The following is a 15,672-nucleotide window of genomic DNA, read 5'->3' on the forward strand; positions in this document are numbered from 1 at the left end:
GCCCCCGATGACCCACACCGCCCCCAAGCCCACAGCCGAACCCGCAGCCGAACCCACCCCCGATGGCGGGCCCGCGGTCGGCACCGCCGCCGCACACGCGACCATCGCGGCATATATCGACGCCTTCAATGCGGGCGACGCGGCCGGGATGCTGGCCCTCGTGACCGACGACGTGGCCCATCACGTCAACCAGGGCGCGGTGCGCCATGGCCGCGCCGCCTTTGCCGAATTCTGCGCCCACATGGGCCGCAGCTATGCCGAACGGCTGGTGGATGTGGTGATCCTGGCAGCGCCCGACGGCACCCGCGCGGCGGCCGAGTTCACGGTGCATGGCACCTACCTTGCCACCGACCCCGGCCTGCCCGAGGCGCGGGGCCAGACCTATGCCCTGCCCGCGGGGTCGTTCTTTGCGCTCCGCGGCGGGCGGATCGCGCGCGTGACGACATACTACAACCTTCAGGACTGGATCGCTCAGGTCTCGGGCTGAGGTTGCGGTCGCGCGCGCCACGGCCTAGCTCCGTGCCATGAGGATCGATGTCCGCCCCCTGACCGGCGATGCCCTTGACGCCGCCCTCGATGACGTGGCGCGACTGCGCATCGCGGTGTTCCGTGCGTACCCGTACCTCTATGACGGCGATCTGGCGTACGAGCGGCGATACCTGCGGCCCTATCGCGACAGCGCGGGTGCCATCGTGGTCGGCGCCTTTGACGGCCCGCGGCTGGTGGGGGCGGCCACCGGCGCCCCGCTGGAGGATCACGCAGGCGACTTCGCCGCGGCCTTCGACGGCACCGGGCTGCGGTTGTCGGACATCTTCTACTGCGCCGAATCGGTGCTGCTGCCCGACTATCGCGGCCACGGCATCGGCCATCGCTTCTTTGACGCGCGGGAATCGCATGGGCGCGCCCTCGGGCGCCGTCACGCGGCGTTCTGCGGCGTCATGCGCCCGCCCGACCACGCCGCGCGGCCCGATGGGTACCGCCCGCTCGATGCGTTCTGGCGCAAGCGCGGCTATGCCCCCCTGCCCGGCGTGATATCGCATTTCACATGGAAAGACATCGGGGATGCGCAGGAGACGCGCAAACCCCTGCAATTCTGGATGAAGGACCTCTGATGCCCCGCATTGCCGCTGCTGCCTGGCCCATCGACTGGCACGACGACTGGGACAGCTACGCCACCAAGCTGGCCACCGGCGTGGCCGATGCCGCACGCGCGGGCGCCGAGCTTCTGGTCTTTCCGGAATACGGGCTGATGGAGCTGGCGTCCCTCGGCGGCGCCGACACCGCGCGCGACCTGGAGGCCTCGTTGCACGAGGTCGCGCGCCACCGCGACGCGGTGGATGCGCTGCATGCCGACCTGGCGCGGCGCCACCGGGTGCACATTCTCGGCGCCTCGGGGCCGGTGTTCGACGGGGCCCGCCCGGTCAACCGCGCCACGCTGTTCGGGCCCGACGGCATCCTCGGCCATCAGGACAAGCAGATCATGACCCGGTTCGAGGCCGAGGAATGGGACGTCCGCCCCGGCGGCCCGCTGCGGGTGTTCGACACGCCGCTGGGGCGGCTCGGCATCCTGATCTGCTATGACTGCGAGTTTCCGCTGCTGGCGCGCGCGCTGGTCGATGCGGGCGCCGAGCTCCTGCTGGTGCCCTCGGCCACCGAGACGCACGCGGGCTTCAGCCGGGTCCGCATCGGCGCCATGGCCCGCGCGCTGGAGAATCAGTGCGCCGTCGCCCATGCCCCCACCGTCGGCGCAGCGCCGTGGTGCCCGGCGGTGGACATGAACGTGGGCCGCGCCGCGATCTATGGCCCCCCCGACCGTGGCTGGCCCGAGACCGGCATCCTCGCGGAAAGCGCCATGAACACCGGTGGCTGGGCGGTGGCCGATGTGAACCTCGATGCCATCGCCCGGGTGCGTGTGGCGGGCGGCGTTCTGAACTGGCGCGACTGGCGGGCCCAGGCCGAGCGGCTGTCGCACGGGGTCATGGCTGCACAAAGACCTTGAAAACGGGGGCTGTCGGCGCCATTTACGCGCCAGATTGGTGCGGGTGGCGCCGGTTGGCACAGGATGGAGTAACCATGGCCAAGGAAGAGATGCTCGAATTCCCCGGCGTCGTGAAGGAACTCCTGCCGAATGCGACGTTCAGGGTCGAGCTCGAAAACGGCCATGAAATCATCGCACACACGGCAGGCAAGATGCGCAAGAACCGCATCCGGGTCCTTGCGGGCGACCGCGTCCAGGTGGAGATGACGCCCTACGACCTGACCAAGGGACGAATCAATTATCGCTTCAAGTGACGCCGCACCGGCCCCCGATTCGCGTGGCCCCGGCACGGTCGGGCGCGAATCATCCGGCCCGGAGCGGCCGATCCCGCCCGCGGAGGTGCCCGTGCGCCTGATCCTTGCCTCGGCCAGCCCGCGCAGGCGGGACCTTCTGGCCCAGATCGGCGTCACGCCCGACCAAATCCTCGCCCCCGAGATCGACGAGACGCCGCGGCGCGACGAACTTCCCCGCCCCTATTGCCTGCGCATCGCCCGCCAGAAGGCCGAGGCGATCGACGCCCCAGCCGAGGATCTGGTGCTGGCCGCCGACACAACCGTCGCGATGGGCCGCCGGATCCTGGGCAAGCCGGAGGACGCCGCGCAGGCGGCCGAATTCCTCGTGGCGCTGGCGGGGCGGCGCCACACCGTCATCACCGCCGTCGCGCTGCGCACGCAGGGGCGCATCCTGACCCGGGCGGTCGTCAGCGCGGTGCGGATGCGGCGGCTGTCGGACGATGAACTCAACGCCTATCTTGCCAGCGGCGACTGGCGCGGCAAGGCGGGCGGCTATGGCATCCAGGGCCTGGCGGGGGCGTTCGTGCCCTGGCTGTCGGGCAGCTTCACTGGCGTCGTGGGCCTGCCGCTGGCGGAAACCGCGCAACTGCTCAGCGGGGCGGGCTATCCGCTGTGGCGGGCGGCATGAAGGGCGCGGTCACCGCACTGGGCCATCTGGGCGGGCAGGAGGCGGCCGCCCGCGTCGTCGATGGCCGGTTGGAGGAGCTGCTGATCGCCGATGGCCCGCTGGGCCCCGGCGCGATCCTGCGCGGCCGGCTGGGCCGCCCGGTCAAGGGGCTGGGGGGCGCGTTTCTCGACCTGCCCTCGGGGGCCAGCGGCTTCCTGCGCCAGACCAACGGGCTGCGCCCCGGTGACGGGGTGGTGGTGCAGGTCTCGGGCGTGGCGGAGGCGGGCAAGGCGCTGCCGGTGGGCACGCGGCTTCTGCTCAAGGGGCGGCTGGCGATCGTCACACCGGGTGCGCCGGGGGTGAACCCCGCGCGCGGCATGCGCGACGCCGACATCCGCGCGGCATTGGTCGAGATGGCCGAGGCCGCGCTGGCCGCCGCCGACGACGGGACCGGCATCATCCTGCGCTCGGCCGCCGAACACGCCGACGCGGAGGCCGTGCGCGCCGAGATCGCAGCGCTGCTGGCCACCGCCGCCGCGCTGTCGCCCGATGGCCCCCCGGCGCTGCTGCACGCAGCCCCCGGGCCACACGCCGTGGCGCGGCGCGACTGGCCCGACACCGACCTGCTGGCCGAGGGGCCGCGCGCCTTTGCCGACCACGGGGTCGAGGACCTGATCGACGCGCTGCGCGATCCGGTGGCCACGCTGGGCCGCGGCGCCCACATGGCGGTGGAGGCGACGCGCGCGCTGGTGGCGGTGGACGTGAACACCGGCCCCGACGGATCACCGGCGGCGGGGCTGAAGGCCAACCTCGACGCCGCGCGCGAGTTGCCGCGCCAATTGCGCCTGCGCGGGCTGGGCGGCCAGATCGTGGTGGATTTCGCCCCCATGCCCAAGCGCGACCGCGGCACCGTGGAACAGGCCCTGCGCGCGGCCTTCCGGCGCGAGGATGCGGGCGTCGTACTGGCGGGCTGGACGCCGCTGGGCAATTTCGAGCTCCAGCGCCGCCGCGACCGCCGCCCGCTGACGGAGGTGCTGGACGGGGTGCCGGGATGAGCTGTCCGATCTGCAATCGACCGGCGGTGGCGGAGTACCGGCCCTTCTGCTCGCGGCGCTGCGCCGATGTCGATCTGGGCCGCTGGCTGGGCGGGCGCTATGCCATCCCGGCCGAACCCGCCGGAGACGACCCCGACGACGACGACCCCGGGCCGCCCCGCCGGCACTGATCCGGCCCTCAGGCCCCGGCGACGGGCAGCACCTTGCCGGGGTTCATCAGCCCGTCCGGGTCCAGCGCCGCCTTGATCTGCGCCATGACCGCCAGCCGCACCGGATCGCCGCGCGACATCAGATGCCCCACCCGCTTGGAGCCGATGCCGTGCTCGGCCGAGAACACGCCCCCCACCGCGCCGAGGGGGCCGTAGATCGCCGCCTCGATGCGCTGGCGCAAGCCCTCGGGAAAGGGCTCGGGGCGGTCCAGCACGATGTGCAGGTTGCCATCCGCCACATGGCCGAAGACAAAGGCGCCAAGGCCCGGCTCGACCGCGGCCAGCCCCGCGTCGACCGCGCGGATGTAGCCCGACAGCGCCGAGACCGGCACCGACACATCGAAGCCCGCCGCGCCGCCGAAGCGCTGGCTGATCGCGCCGGTATCCTCGCGCAGGGCCCACAGCCGCTCGGCCTGCGCGCCCGAGGTGGCGATCAGCGCATCCACCACCGCGCCCCCCTCGTAGAGCGCCGCAGCCAGCCCCTCCAGCGCCTCCTGGAGGGGCGCGGGCGCCGGTCCCGCCAGCGCGACCAGCAGGTACGCCCCCCCCGCCTGCCCCACCGGCCCGAGGGAATGGCCATGCGCCTCCTGCATGAACGCCAGGTGGCGCGCGGTCATCAGCTCGGCCGCGTGCAGATGGCCTGCGTCGGGGCGCAGCACACCCGCCAGCGCCGCAGGCACCGCCTCCAGATCCCGCAGCGCCAGCAACGCGGTAGCATGCGCGGGCGCCGCGGGCTCCAGCCGCAGCGCGGCGGCGGTGACGATGCCCAGCGTGCCCTCGGCGCCGACCAGCAGATGGCGCGGGTCCGGCCCGGTCGCGGCCTTGATCACCGGCGCGAGGTCCGACAGCACGCGGCCGTCCGGCAGCACCGCCTCCAGCGCGAGCACACGGTGGCGCATCACCCCGTGGCGGTGCGCCGTCATGCCGCCCGCGTTGGTGGAGATCATGCCCCCGATGGTGGCGCTGCCGCGCGCGGCGATGTCGATGCCCGGCTCCAGCCCGTGGGCGGCGGCGGCATCCTGCAGGGCCGCAAGGGTCACACCGGCCTCCACCACGGCCACGCGGGTGTCGGGGTCGATCTGGCGGATGCGCGCCAGCCGTTCGGTCGACAGGATGATCTGGCCCGGCGCCGATACGGTGCCCCCCACCAGCCCGGTGCGCCCGCCCTGCGGCACCACGCTGGCGCCGTGGCGACGGGCGACATCCAGCACCCGCGCCACCTCGGCGGTGGAGGACGGGCGCACCATCAGCCCCGCGCGCAGGTTGTCAGGATGCCAGCCCGGATCGCGCCCCGTCACGTCGTCCCCCGACAGCACGGCACCGGGCGCAAGCGCGGCCTCCAGCGCCGCGCGCAGCGTGCTTGCGGGCGGCGCCTGCGGCGGGGTCGGGGGGACGTCGGGAAAGGCGGGCATGGCGGCTCCGGAACTGCTGTGTCGGGGGCACCCTAGGGCACGGACGCGCTGCCGCGCAATTGCCCAACGCCGCGGCGCGGCGTCGATTGTGCGCACCAATCGTCTTGACACTCGGCGCTCGGCGCTGCTCTCTTCATACAAAAGCCGGACAGCGGCGTGAAATCCCCGAGGAAAGAGAGCAGAGATGCGGCAAGGCACACCACGGCATGCAATGTTTGCGGGGCGCGCATGACCCCGAACCAGACACCCGACCTGATTCTGACCGGCGGCCGCGTCTGGTGCGGCCTCGGCCTGCCGGAGGCCGAGGCGGTGGCGATGGGCGGCGGGCGTGTGATCGCCACCGGCACCACGGCCGAAATCGCCGCGCTGGCCGGGCCGGACACGCAGCTGGTCGACCTGGCCGGGCGCCTGGCGGTGCCGGGGCTGAATGATGCACACATGCACCTGCTGCCCTATGGGCTTGCGATGGCCGAGGTCGATCTGCGCCCCGCAGCCGCGCCCACGCTGGAAAAACTGCTGGCGGCGCTGACGGCGCGCGCGGCCAAGACCCCGGCCGGGGAGTGGGTCAACGGGCGCGGCTATGACCACTTCCGGCTCGATACCGGGCGGCACCCGACGCGCGACGAGCTGGACGCGGCCTGCCCCGATCACCCGGTCTATATCGTGCGCACCTGCGGACATCTGGCGGTCGCCAACACCCGCGCGCTGGCGATGGCGGGGATCGGGGAAAACACCCCGTCGCCCGAAGGCGGCCTGATCGAGCGCCGCGAAGGCCGTCTGACGGGCCTGCTGGCCGAGACCGCGCGCGAGCCGGTCATCAGCGTGATGCCGCGCACCACACCCGACGACATGGTCGCCGCGATCGAGCGGGGCGGCCGCGACCTGTGGACATACGGCATCACCTCGGTGATGGAGGCCGCCATCGGCCTGCGCGACGGCTGGTCCGAGATGGAGGCCTATCAGACCGCCCACACGACCGGCCGGCTGCCGGTGCGGGTCTGGGGTACGGTGATGGGCGACAAGGGCCGCACGATCCTTGCGCGCTGCCGCGAGGCGGGCCTGGTCACCGGCCACGGCGACGACATGTTCCGCATCGGCGGGGTCAAGATCTTCACCGACGGCAGCGCGGGCGGGCGCACGGCGGCGATGACTTGGCCCTATCTGGGCGACGACCCGGCCGACAAGGGCATCCTGTGCATCCCCGACAACGCCGAGGTCACGGGCATGGTGATGGACGCCCACCGCGCGGGCTACACCCTGGCGATCCACGCCATCGGCGACGCGGCCATCGACCAGGTGCTCGATGCCTACGAGGCCGCGCTGGCCGACACCCCCGACCCCGACCGCCGCCACCGGATCGAACATTGCGGCTGGCTGCGCCCCGACCAGATGGACCGGATGGTGGCGCTGCATGTGCTGCCGGTGCCGCAACCGGCTTTCCTGTACTACTTCGGCGATCTGTACCTGACGCTGGCGCCGGCGGACAAGGTCGCGGCCTCGCACCCGATGCGGACGTGGATCGAGCGCGGGCTTCAGCCGTCGGCCTCCACCGACTGTCCGGTGACGGAAATCGCGCCCCTGCCCAACATCTACACCATGGTCACCCGCCGCACCCGGCAAGGCACCGAGATCGGCCCCGAACAGGCCCTGAGCGTGGCGGAGGCGCTGCATGCCTACACCCATGCCTCGGCCTATGCCGAGAAGGCCGAGGACCGGAAGGGCCGCCTCGTGCCCGGGCAGCTTGCGGATGTGGCGGTGTTCGACCGCGACTTCCTGACCGGCCCGCCCGAAACCATCCTGGAGGCCCGCTGCGACCTGACGGTGCTGGGCGGCCGCGTCGTGTACGACAGGACAGGCTGAGGATGCCGGACCGCGACATACCCCAGGCAAGGAAACGGACAGGCCCCATGCCAGAGACCCTCCCATGCTAGAGACCATCCTCAACCGCCTGCTGCTGTCGATCCCGGTGCTGCTGGGCGTTCTGATCCTTGGATTCGTGCTGGTGCAGGTGGCGCCGGGCGATCCCGCGCGGGTGCTGGCGGGGCCCGCCGCCCCGCCCGAGATCGTCGCCCAGATCCGGGAGCGCATGGGCCTTGATGATCCGATGGTGGTGCAGTTCATGCGCTACATGGGGCGGCTGATGCAGGGGGACCTGGGGCGGTCGCTGATCTCCAACCGCGAGGTGGTGGTGGAGCTGGGCGCGGCCATCGGCCCGACGCTGGAGCTGATGCTGGCGTGCCTGATCTGGTCGATCCCGGCGGGCATCTCGCTGGGCACGCTGGCCGCGGTGTGGCGCGGGTCGCTCGTGGATCGCGCGATCATGGCGTTTTCGGTGGCGGGGGTGTCGCTGCCGATCTTCTTCATCTGCCTGGTGCTGATCCAGCTGGTGGGGGTGAAGTGGCAGCTTCTGCCCTTCATCGGGCGCGGCGGGCCGCTGTGGACGGTGGACGGGCTGCGCCACATCGCGCTGCCGGCGCTGTCGCTGGGGCTGATCTTCATCGGCCCCGTCGCGCGGATGACCCGCTCCAGCGTGCTGGAGGTGCTGCGGCTCGACCACGTCCGCACCGCCCGCGCCAAGGGCCTGACGGAGCGCGCGGTGATCGTCCGCCACGGGCTGCGCAACGCGCTGATCCCGGTGATCACGCTGATCGGGTTGCAGGCGGGCTATCTGCTGGGCGGCGCGGTGGTGACCGAGACGATCTTCTCCTACCCCGGCATCGGCCGGCTTGCGGTCGGGGCGATCCTGTCCTCCGACTTTCCGCTAACGCAGGGCGCGATCCTGGTGCTGGCGCTGGCCTTCATTCTGGTCAACCTGGTCGTGGACGTCCTCTATGCCCTGCTCGACCCGAGGGTGCAGAAGAAATGAGCACGACCGCCGAGATCGACACCGCCGCCCTGGCCCCGCGCAGACGCGCCTGGTGGCAGCTGCTGCTGGCCGACCGCGCCGCCGCGCTGGGCCTGCTGATCCTGGCGCTGATCGTGCTGGGCGCGGCACTGGCGCCGCTGATCGCGCCTCACAACCCCTATGCCAGCAGCCGGGCGGTGATGCTGCCTCCGGTGTGGGAGGCGCGCGGCACATGGACCCACATCCTGGGCACCGACGGCCAGGGGCGCGACATGCTCTCGCGCATCCTGTACGGCACGCGCACGACGCTGATCATCGGCGTGGTGGCGGTGCTGGTGGGGGGAATCTTCGGCTCGCTTCTGGGGCTTCTGTCGGCGTTCTACAAGCGCATCGACCCCTATGTCATGCGGCTGGTGGACATGATGCTGTCGTTCCCCGCGATCCTGCTGGGGCTGGCGCTGGTGGCGGTGTTCGGCCCCGGGGTGGTGCCGGTGATCGTGGCGCTGGCGATCGCGACCATCCCCGATTGCGCCCGCATCGCGCGCTCCATCGCCGTGTCCGTGATGGAGCAGGAGTTCATCGAGGCCGGTCGCGCCGTGGGCCTGTCGGACCGGGCGCTGTTCACGCGGTACCTGATGCGCAACTGCGTCTCGTCGATCATGATCTTCATCAGCCTGCGGTTTGGCCAGGTGATCCTGATCGGGGCTGCGCTGTCGTTCCTCGGGCTGGGCGCGCGCCCGCCGGCGGCTGAACTGGGGATGATGGCGGCGCAGGGGCGCGATTTCCTGCTGTTCGCGCCGCATATCGCGGTGATCCCGTCGGTGGCGATCTTTGTCATCGTGCTGTGTGCCAACATCGTCGGCGACGCGCTGCGCGATGTGCTGGACCCGCGGCTGCGCGGCTGACGCGGAAGGGAGACCCGACCATGACCCGACGCCCCCGCCCCACCAGGCAGACGGCACCCCTGACGGGGCCGACCCCGGGCGCGCGCGGCAATTTCGCAACGGACCCGGCGGGCAACGCCGGGCGCATCTGATCCAACAGGGAAAGGTAGCCCACACCATGACACGCACACCGAAACACTCCGTCCGGCTCGTGCTGGCCGCCAGCACGGCGCTGATGCTGCCCGCGCTTGCCGCCGCGCAGGAAGTCACCATCGTCCGTGAGGTCGACAGCAACAACTATGACCCCCACCGCTCCACCGCGCGCGCGGCGGCCGAGGTGCTGTTCATGCTCGGCGATACGCTGGTGTCGCTGGAGCCCGACATGCAGACCCTCAGCGACGGGCTGGCGCACAGCTGGGAGGTGTCGGACGACGGCCTGATCTATACCTTCCACCTCAAGGAGGGCGTGACCTTCTGCGACGGCAAGCCGCTGACGGCCGACGACGTGGTCTGGTCGCTGTCGCGCTGGGTCGACCCCGAGACGTCCTCGCCGGTGGCGTGGCGCGCGGGCGACGTGGTGGAGATCCGCGCCGTCGACGACCTGACCGTCGAATACGAGCTGTCGGCGCCGTTCTCCGAACTGCTCTACCAGCTGACCCAGAGCTTCGGCACCATCTTCGACCGCGACAGCGCCGAGGCGCTGGGCGAGGACTTCGGCATCAACGGCTTCAACGGCACCGGCCCGTTCTGCTGGGTCGACTGGGCGCCGCGCGACCGCATGGTGATCGAGCGCAACCCCAACTACACTTGGGGTCCGTCGTTCCACGACAACCAGGGCCCCGCGCATCTGGAGCGCATCACCTGGCAGATCGTGCCCGAGGAAAGCACCCGCACGGTGGCCCTGATCACCGGCCAGTCGCAGATCACCCAGTATGTCCCGGCCATCGCCATCGAACAGCTGCGCGCCACCCCCACCGTGGAGGTCGTGCAGTCCGACGAGGCGTTCTGGACCTACTTCATGGGCTTCAAGGTCGACAAGGACGTCGTCGCCGACCCGGTGGTGCGTCAGGCGATGAACCTGGCGGTCGATCAGGAGGCGATGGCCGAGGATCTGTTCTTCGGCATGGTCGAGCCCGCCTTCAGCTACATCAGCCAGGCCGCGCTGGACTGGAACCCCGACCTTGACGACCGGCTGCTGCGCCACGACGTGGACCTGGCCAACCGGATGCTGGACGAGGCCGGCTGGGAGCGCGGCTCGGACGGGGTGCGCGCGCGTGACGGGCTGGAGCTGCGGCCGCTGGCCTATGTCTTCGCCGGCTCCACCTGGGCCAAGATCGCCGAGGCGGTGCAGGCCGACCTGTTGCAGATCGGCGTCGGCATGGAGATCCAGGCGTTCGACGCCACCGTCGCCTGGTCGCGGCTGGCCACGCAGGAATTCGACATGTTCGGGATGAGCTTCCCCTACATCTCGGCCGGCGATGCGCTGAACCTGTATTTCCGGTCGGAAAACACGCCCACGCCGAACCGGATGAACTGGATCGACCAGATGACGGACGACCTGTTGCAGGCGGGCAAGACGGCGACCGACGACGGCACGCGCGCGTCCTCCTATGGCGAGGTACTGGAGATCGTGCACGACGCCGCCGTGTGGATCCCGCTCTATCACGAGCCGATGTTCATCGCCCACACGACCGCGATGGCGCCGGTGGTGCCGCACAACATCTATGGCGCGGGCCTCTACAAGGGCCTCGACCTGCGCTTCAACGACTGACCACGCGGACGGGCCGGGGGGATCCCCCCGGCCCGCCCCTGCAGCCTTCCCCCTTCCCAACCTGACCGGAGCCCCCATGTCCGACGCCGTCACCGTCATCCGCAACGCCGCCTGGATCGTCGCATGGGACCCCGACGCGGGGGACGGCGCGGGCGGGCACCGGTACCTTCAGGGCGGGGACGTGGCGTTTGCCGGCGGGCAAATCCTGCAGGTGGGCGGGCACTGGGACGGCGCGGCCGCGGTGGAGATCGACGGCACCGACCGGCTGGTCAGCCCGGGGCTGGTGAACATCCACAGCCACCCGCTGTCGGAGCCGATGAACAAGGGCATGCTGGACGAACTTGGCAGCCCGAAGCTCTACAACTCGTCGCTTTACGAATTCATGCCGCTGTTCCGCCCCGATGACGCGGGCCGCACCGCCTGCACCGAGGTCGGGCTGTCGGAACTGCTGATGTCGGGCGTTACCACGCTGGTGGACCTGTCGGTGCCCTATGACGACTGGTTCGACCTGCTGGAACGCTCCGGCATCCGCGCGGTGGCAGCCCCGATGTACCGCTCGGCGCGGTGGTTCACGCGCAACGGCCATGTGGTCGAGTATGAATGGGACGAGGCCGCCGGCCGCGCCGCCATGGACGCCGCGCTGAAGCTGGTGGACGCGGCCAACGCGCATCCCTCGGGGCGGATGTCGGGCATGGTCGCGCCGTCGCAGATCGATACCTGCACCGCCGATCTGATCGCCGACAGCTTCGCCGCCGCGCAGGAGCGGGGCGTCCCGTTCCAGATCCACGCGGCGCAGTCGGTGGTGGAGTTCCACGAGATCACCCGCCGCCACGGCAAGACCCCGGTCGAATGGCTCGATGCGCTGGGCGTGCTGAAACCCGGCGCGATCATCGGGCACGGCATCTTCCTCAACGATCATCCCTGGCTGCACTGGCCACAGGCACGGGATTTCGAGATGCTGCGCGCCTCGGGTGCGGCGGTCGCGCACTGCCCCACCGTGTTCCAGCGCCGCGGCATCGCCATGCGCACCGTGGGCCGGTACCTGCGCGCGGGCATTCCCGTGGGCATCGGCACCGACACCTATCCCCACAACATGCTGGAGGAAATGCGCAACGCGCTCACCAACTCGCGGCTTCTGTCGGGCGATCCCTTTGACCTGCGCACCTCGCACATCTTCGACGCGGCGACGGTGGGCGGCGCGGCCATCCTGGGGCGCGACGACATCGGGCGGCTGGCGCCGGGGGCAAAGGCCGACCTGTTCATCGCCGACATCAGCCACCCGGCGATGCGCCCCGTGCGCGACCCGTTGCGCAGCCTGATCTATGTCGCGGCCGAACGCGCGGTGCGCGACGTGTTCGTCGACGGCACCCAGGTGGTGCGCGACGGCACCTGCCTTGCCTTCGACCTCGACGACGCCACCGCGCGGCTGGAGGCGGCCCAGCGCCGGGCCGAGGCCGCGTTCACCGCGCTCGACTATGCCGGGCGGCACCACACCCAAGCATCCCCCCTGACCTATCCGGTGGCATGATGACACCCGCGGACCCCCCGATCCTCTCGGTCGAGGACCTGCGCGTCGAGTTCGGCGTGGACCGCAACGTGTTCCGCGCGGTGGACGGTGTCAGCTTCTCGGTCCACCGGGGCCGCACCCTCGGCATCGTGGGCGAATCGGGCTGCGGCAAGTCCGTGACCTCGCTGGCGATCATGCGGCTGGTGTCGGCGCCGCCGGGCCGCTACGCCGGCGGGCGCATCACCTTCGACGGGCAGGACCTGCTGACGCTGCCGGACGCGCAGATGCGCGCGCTGCGCGGTGGCCGGATGGGCATGATCTTTCAGGAGCCGATGACCTCGCTCAACCCGGTCTATACCTGCGGCGCCCAGATCATCGAGAGCCTCAAGGTCCACGCCAACCTCTCGGCCCAGGCCGCCCGCGAGCGCGCGATCGAGCTGTTCGACCTCGTGGGCCTGCCGTCGCCGTCCAAACGGGTGGACGACTACCCCCACCAGCTGTCGGGAGGGCAGCGCCAGCGGGTGATGATCGCGCTGGCGCTGGCCAACGACCCCGACCTGCTGATCGCGGACGAACCCACCACCGCGCTGGATGTCACCATCCAGGCGCAGATCCTGGAACTGATGAAGGACCTCCAGGATCGCACCGGCACCGCGATCCTGCTGATCACCCACGATCTGGGCGTGGTGGCCGAAACCTGCGACGAGGTGGTGGTGATGTACGCCGGCACCGTCGTCGAACAGGCCCCCACCGCGGCGCTGTTCGCCGATCCCCAGCACCCCTACACCATCGGGCTGATGGCGGCGGTGCCGCGCATCGACGTGGACGCCGACCGGCTGGCCACCATCGAGGGGTCGGTTCCGCCGCCCTGGGCCGTGCTCAAGGGGTGCCGGTTCGCCTCGCGCTGTCCGCTGGCCGATGACCGCTGCAAGACCCAGCCGCCGCCACTGCGCGCCATCGCCGATGCCCACCGCGTCGCCTGCTGGCACGCCCCCATCGAAGGAGCCCGGCCATGAGCGCCCTGCTGGAGGTCGAGGGCCTGACCAAGCATTTTCCCGTCCGCCGGGGCCTGTTGCGCCGGGTGGTCGGCACCGTGCAGGCCGTCACCGACGTCAGCTTCACCGTGAACGCGGGCGAGACGCTGGCCATCGTGGGCGAATCCGGCTGCGGCAAGTCCACCACCGGGCGCGCCCTGCTGCGCCTGATCGAGCCAACCTCCGGCACCATGCGGCTGGATGGGACCGACCTGATGACGCTGTCGCGCGCCGATCTGCGGCAGATGCGCAAGCGCATGCAGATCATCTTTCAGGACCCCTACGGCTCGCTCAACCCGCGCATGACGGTGCGCGAGGTGCTGTCGGAGCCGCTGTTGCTGCATGGCGTCGCCACGCAGGCCAACCTGCAGGCCAAGGTGGCCGAGGTGTTGGGCCTGTGCGGCCTGTCGTCGTTCCACGCCGAACGCTACCCGCACGAATTCTCGGGCGGGCAGCGCCAGCGGGTGGGGATCGCGCGCGCGCTGGCCACGCGCCCGCGCCTGATCGTGTGCGACGAGCCGGTGTCGGCGCTCGACGTCTCCGTGCAGGCGCAGATCGTCAACCTGTTGCAGGACATCCAGAAGCAGCTCGGCGTGGCGTATGTCTTCATCAGTCACGACCTTGCCGTCGTGCGCCATATCGCGACCCGCGTGGCGGTGATGTACCTCGGCCGCATGGTCGAGGAGGCGCCGTCGGCCGAGCTGTTCGCGGCCCCCCTGCACCCCTACACCCGATCGCTGATCGCCGCCGCGCCGCGCCCGGACCCCAGCGCGGGGCGCGTGCACGCCAGCGTCGAGGGCGACCTGCCCAGCGCCATGAACCCGCCCACCGGCTGCGCCTTTCACCCCCGCTGCCCGCTGGCGGTGGACCGCTGCCGGGCCGAGCGTCCGGAGCTGCGCACCATCGGTGACACGCGCGTGGCCTGCCACCTGGCCGAACCCGCAACGATGCGCGCGCAGACCCGCCCGCTCGATGCCAACACCCCGCTGGCGCGGAGGCTTGCGGTTCTTGCCGCCGCCCGCACCCGCAACAAGGAGACCACCCCCGCATGAACGGCGCCGAAAGTCTTGTCCGCACCCTCCACGGGGCGGGCGTCGAAGTCTGCTTCGCCAATCCCGGCACGTCGGAGATGCAGTTCGTCGATGCGCTCGACCGTACCAACCTCTTGCGCTGTGTCCTTGGCCTGTTCGAGGGCGTGGTGACCGGCGCCGCGGATGGCTATGCCCGCATGGCCGGCAAGCCTGCGGTCACGCTGCTGCACCTGGCGCCCGGCCTGGCCAATGCGGGTGCCAACATGCACAACGCCCGCAAGGCGCGCACGCCGATGCTGAACCTGGTGGGCGACCACGCGGTGCGGCACCTGGCCTATGACGCGCCGCTGACGGGCGATGTGGCGGGCGCGGCCGCGCCGTTCTCGGACTGGGTGCGCACCGCGACCCATGCCGCCACCATCGCGCAGGACGCGGCCGAGGGGCTGGCGGCCGCGAGGTCCAAGCCGGGACAGGTCGCCACCCTGATCGCGCCCGCCGACATCGGCTGGGACGAAGGCGGCGTGGTGGCCGCCCCCGTAAGCCCCACGCCCGCGCGCGCCATCGACCCCGCCACGCTGGATGCCGCCGCGGCCGCGCTGGGTCCCGACACCCTGCTCCTGGTGGGCGGCGCGGTGCTGGAGGATACCGCCACGCTGGCGCTGCTCGCGGGCATCGCCGAGCGCACGGGGGCCGCGCTGATGGCCCCCACATCGAACCGCCGGATCGAGCGCGGCGCGGGCCGGGTGAACCTCGCCAAGATCCCCTATCCCGTGGACATGGCGCTGGAGGTGCTGGCGCGGTTCCGCCACGCCATCCTGATCGAGACGCAGGCGCCGGTGGCGTTCTTTGCCTATCCCGACCGCCCCAGCCTGGTGCTGCCGGAGGGCTGCGAGGTGATCCCGCTTGCCGCCTTCGACCAGGACGGCCCGGCCGCCGTCGCCGCCCTGGCCGAAGCCTGCGGCGCGCGCCCCCACACCCCCGCCGAC

Annotated in this window: 16 protein-coding genes; 15 read left to right on the forward strand and 1 reads right to left on the reverse strand. The window is 71.4% G+C overall.

The window, feature by feature from the left end:
• Positions 1 to 148: 148 nt before the first annotated feature.
• The 7 genes from CCR87_RS03935 to CCR87_RS03965 all read left to right on the forward strand — a co-directional run bounded on the left by CCR87_RS03935 (position 149) and on the right by CCR87_RS03965 (position 4,163).
• A complete protein-coding gene (locus CCR87_RS03935) occupies positions 149 to 487 on the forward strand; it encodes a ketosteroid isomerase-related protein (RefSeq protein ID WP_242511845.1) in 339 nt (112 codons plus the stop codon).
• A 37-nt stretch (positions 488 to 524) separates the two neighbouring features.
• A complete protein-coding gene (locus tag CCR87_RS03940; protein WP_201156270.1) occupies positions 525 to 1,112 on the forward strand; it encodes a GNAT family N-acetyltransferase in 588 nt (195 codons plus the stop codon).
• Positions 1,112 to 1,999, forward strand: a complete 888-nt coding sequence (locus CCR87_RS03945; RefSeq protein ID WP_201156271.1) for a carbon-nitrogen hydrolase family protein — start codon at positions 1,112 to 1,114, stop codon at positions 1,997 to 1,999. The genes CCR87_RS03940 and CCR87_RS03945 overlap by 1 nt, the downstream gene beginning before the upstream one ends.
• Before the next feature lie 74 nt (positions 2,000 to 2,073).
• Positions 2,074 to 2,292: a translation initiation factor IF-1 gene (infA, locus tag CCR87_RS03950; protein WP_037209844.1), complete on the forward strand. Its 219-nt coding sequence runs from the start codon at positions 2,074 to 2,076 to the stop codon at positions 2,290 to 2,292.
• A 91-nt stretch (positions 2,293 to 2,383) separates the two neighbouring features.
• Complete coding sequence (locus tag CCR87_RS03955) at positions 2,384 to 2,959, forward strand: Maf family nucleotide pyrophosphatase (RefSeq protein ID WP_201156272.1); 576 nt, start codon at positions 2,384 to 2,386, stop codon at positions 2,957 to 2,959.
• Positions 2,956 to 3,993 carry a ribonuclease E/G gene (locus CCR87_RS03960; protein ID WP_201156273.1) on the forward strand — a complete coding sequence of 346 codons (1,038 nt, stop codon included), beginning with the start codon at positions 2,956 to 2,958 and terminating at the stop codon, positions 3,991 to 3,993. The genes CCR87_RS03955 and CCR87_RS03960 overlap by 4 nt, the downstream gene beginning before the upstream one ends.
• On the forward strand, positions 3,990 to 4,163 hold the full coding sequence (locus CCR87_RS03965) for a DNA gyrase inhibitor YacG (RefSeq protein WP_201156274.1): 174 nt from the start codon (positions 3,990 to 3,992) through the stop codon (positions 4,161 to 4,163). The genes CCR87_RS03960 and CCR87_RS03965 overlap by 4 nt, the downstream gene beginning before the upstream one ends.
• An 8-nt stretch (positions 4,164 to 4,171) precedes the next feature.
• Here CCR87_RS03965 and CCR87_RS03970 read toward each other — a convergent pair whose 3' ends face one another.
• A complete protein-coding gene (locus tag CCR87_RS03970; RefSeq protein WP_201156275.1) occupies positions 4,172 to 5,614 on the reverse strand; it encodes an FAD-binding oxidoreductase in 1,443 nt (480 codons plus the stop codon).
• 228 nt (positions 5,615 to 5,842) lie between these two features.
• Between CCR87_RS03970 and CCR87_RS03975 the strand changes: the two genes are divergently transcribed.
• From CCR87_RS03975 to CCR87_RS04010, 8 genes are all read left to right on the forward strand, one after another.
• Positions 5,843 to 7,474, forward strand: a complete 1,632-nt coding sequence (locus CCR87_RS03975; RefSeq protein ID WP_201156276.1) for an amidohydrolase — start codon at positions 5,843 to 5,845, stop codon at positions 7,472 to 7,474.
• 64 nt (positions 7,475 to 7,538) lie between these two features.
• Positions 7,539 to 8,480 (forward strand): ABC transporter permease, encoded by a 942-nt coding sequence (locus CCR87_RS03980; protein WP_201156277.1) that lies wholly within the window; start codon positions 7,539 to 7,541, stop codon positions 8,478 to 8,480.
• Positions 8,477 to 9,364 carry an ABC transporter permease gene (locus tag CCR87_RS03985; protein WP_201156278.1) on the forward strand — a complete coding sequence of 296 codons (888 nt, stop codon included), beginning with the start codon at positions 8,477 to 8,479 and terminating at the stop codon, positions 9,362 to 9,364. Before CCR87_RS03980 ends, CCR87_RS03985 begins: the two co-directional genes overlap by 4 nt.
• Positions 9,365 to 9,521: 157 nt before the next feature.
• The gene (locus CCR87_RS03990; RefSeq protein WP_201156279.1) at positions 9,522 to 11,114 is read left to right on the forward strand and encodes an ABC transporter substrate-binding protein; all 1,593 of its coding nucleotides are present in this window, start codon (positions 9,522 to 9,524) and stop codon (positions 11,112 to 11,114) included.
• 76 nt (positions 11,115 to 11,190) lie between these two features.
• Positions 11,191 to 12,642 (forward strand): amidohydrolase family protein, encoded by a 1,452-nt coding sequence (locus tag CCR87_RS03995; RefSeq protein ID WP_201156280.1) that lies wholly within the window; start codon positions 11,191 to 11,193, stop codon positions 12,640 to 12,642.
• The gene (locus CCR87_RS04000; protein ID WP_201156281.1) at positions 12,639 to 13,637 is read left to right on the forward strand and encodes an ABC transporter ATP-binding protein; all 999 of its coding nucleotides are present in this window, start codon (positions 12,639 to 12,641) and stop codon (positions 13,635 to 13,637) included. Before CCR87_RS03995 ends, CCR87_RS04000 begins: the two co-directional genes overlap by 4 nt.
• Positions 13,634 to 14,707 carry an ABC transporter ATP-binding protein gene (locus tag CCR87_RS04005; RefSeq protein WP_201156282.1) on the forward strand — a complete coding sequence of 358 codons (1,074 nt, stop codon included), beginning with the start codon at positions 13,634 to 13,636 and terminating at the stop codon, positions 14,705 to 14,707. The genes CCR87_RS04000 and CCR87_RS04005 overlap by 4 nt, the downstream gene beginning before the upstream one ends.
• On the forward strand, positions 14,704 to 15,672 hold a 969-nt coding region (locus CCR87_RS04010; RefSeq protein ID WP_201156283.1), incomplete at its 3' end, for an acetolactate synthase large subunit. The genes CCR87_RS04005 and CCR87_RS04010, both read left to right, overlap by 4 nt.

Origin of the sequence: Rhodobaculum claviforme (genome assembly GCF_016653255.1) — a bacterium.
GTDB classification, from domain to species: domain Bacteria; phylum Pseudomonadota; class Alphaproteobacteria; order Rhodobacterales; family Rhodobacteraceae; genus Rhodobaculum; species Rhodobaculum claviforme.

Bases quoted from the DNA above. Each gene is read 5' to 3' on its own strand.
- CCR87_RS03965 (WP_201156274.1), top strand. From the start codon at position 3,990: ATGAGCTGTCCGATCTGCAATCGACCGGCGGTGGCGGAGTACCGGCCC.
- CCR87_RS03975 (WP_201156276.1), top strand. From the start codon at position 5,843: ATGACCCCGAACCAGACACCCGACCTGATTCTGACCGGCGGCCGCGTC.
- CCR87_RS03960 (WP_201156273.1), top strand. From the start codon at position 2,956: ATGAAGGGCGCGGTCACCGCACTGGGCCATCTGGGCGGGCAGGAGGCG.
- CCR87_RS04000 (WP_201156281.1), top strand. From the start codon at position 12,639: ATGATGACACCCGCGGACCCCCCGATCCTCTCGGTCGAGGACCTGCGC.
- infA (WP_037209844.1), top strand. From the start codon at position 2,074: ATGGCCAAGGAAGAGATGCTCGAATTCCCCGGCGTCGTGAAGGAACTC.
- CCR87_RS03970 (WP_201156275.1), bottom strand. From the start codon at position 5,614: ATGCCCGCCTTTCCCGACGTCCCCCCGACCCCGCCGCAGGCGCCGCCC.
- CCR87_RS03980 (WP_201156277.1), top strand. From the start codon at position 7,539: ATGCTAGAGACCATCCTCAACCGCCTGCTGCTGTCGATCCCGGTGCTG.
- CCR87_RS03990 (WP_201156279.1), top strand. From the start codon at position 9,522: ATGACACGCACACCGAAACACTCCGTCCGGCTCGTGCTGGCCGCCAGC.
- CCR87_RS03935 (WP_242511845.1), top strand. From the start codon at position 149: ATGCTGGCCCTCGTGACCGACGACGTGGCCCATCACGTCAACCAGGGC.
- CCR87_RS03995 (WP_201156280.1), top strand. From the start codon at position 11,191: ATGTCCGACGCCGTCACCGTCATCCGCAACGCCGCCTGGATCGTCGCA.
- CCR87_RS03940 (WP_201156270.1), top strand. From the start codon at position 525: ATGAGGATCGATGTCCGCCCCCTGACCGGCGATGCCCTTGACGCCGCC.
- CCR87_RS03945 (WP_201156271.1), top strand. From the start codon at position 1,112: ATGCCCCGCATTGCCGCTGCTGCCTGGCCCATCGACTGGCACGACGAC.
- CCR87_RS04005 (WP_201156282.1), top strand. From the start codon at position 13,634: ATGAGCGCCCTGCTGGAGGTCGAGGGCCTGACCAAGCATTTTCCCGTC.
- CCR87_RS03985 (WP_201156278.1), top strand. From the start codon at position 8,477: ATGAGCACGACCGCCGAGATCGACACCGCCGCCCTGGCCCCGCGCAGA.